Here is an 882-nt window from a genome sequence, read left to right on the forward strand (position 1 = left end):
GCGGCAGCGGCAGCGGCAGCGGCAGGGGGCGGCGAACTGGGCAAGAGCGTGTACGAGAAGTCGTGCGCACTGTGCCACGCAGCGGGCGTGGCCGGGGCCCCCAAGCTCGACGACAAGAGCGACTGGAGCCCGCGCATCGCCCAAGGCAAGGACACCCTCTACAAGCACGCCATCGAGGGCTTCACGGGCAAGAAGGGCGTGATGCCCCCGCGCGGCGGCGCGGCCTCGCTGTCGGACGAGGAAGTCAAGGCCGCGGTGGACTTCATGGTCAGCCACGGAGGCTGAGCCGGCCCGGCGAACCCAGCAGCGGGCCCGGCCTGTCGTGCCCGCTCTTGCTCAGCTCCCAGGCTGCTGCGCCTGGGGGCACTGCACCTGGAAATGTTCCCGCTCTTCGAGCGAGGCGCCCAGGCGCACGGCACTCAGGCAGCCACCCCACACACAGCCGGTGTCCAGCCCCAGCAACTTCGGGCGGTCCAGCCGGCCCAGCGTGGACCAGTGGCCGAAGGCGATCACGGTCTGCGCCGTGCGCCGTGCGGGGACCTCGAACCACGGGACCAGCCCCGGGGGCGCATGCGGGGCGCTCTCGGCGCTGCCAAAGTCCATCCGCCCCTCGGGGGTGCAGAAACGCAGCCGCGTGAGGGCGTTGACGATCACTCGCAGGCGATCCGTCCCCTTGAGCCGGTCATTCCATTGGTCGGGGGCATTGCCGTACATCCGGCCCAGGAAGGTGCCCAGTTCCGGCCCACGCAGCATGTGCTCCACCTCGGCGGCGTGTTCCAGCACCGCCGCCTCGTCCCACTGCGGCAACACGCCCGCATGCAGCGCCAGAAAATGCCCCGCGCCATGCTCCACCCGGCGCACCAGCGGCTGCAGGCGCAGCCA

The 882-nt window shown here is 71.3% G+C and carries 2 protein-coding genes; one reads left to right on the forward strand and one right to left on the reverse strand.

Translation table 11 applies throughout. The features are described from left to right. On the forward strand, window positions 1–285 hold a 285-nt coding region (locus A612_RS05775; protein ID WP_019373582.1), incomplete at its 5' end, for a c-type cytochrome. A gap of 51 nt (window positions 286–336) precedes the next feature. On the opposite strand, the gene A612_RS05780 is transcribed toward A612_RS05775, so the two are convergent. After that, window positions 337–882, reverse strand: a 546-nt coding sequence (locus A612_RS05780; RefSeq protein ID WP_019373583.1) for a symmetrical bis(5'-nucleosyl)-tetraphosphatase, incomplete at its 5' end; no start/stop codon positions are given.

It is taken from the genome of Melaminivora alkalimesophila (genome assembly GCF_000282995.1).
Lineage (GTDB): Bacteria > Pseudomonadota > Gammaproteobacteria > Burkholderiales > Burkholderiaceae_C > Melaminivora > Melaminivora alkalimesophila.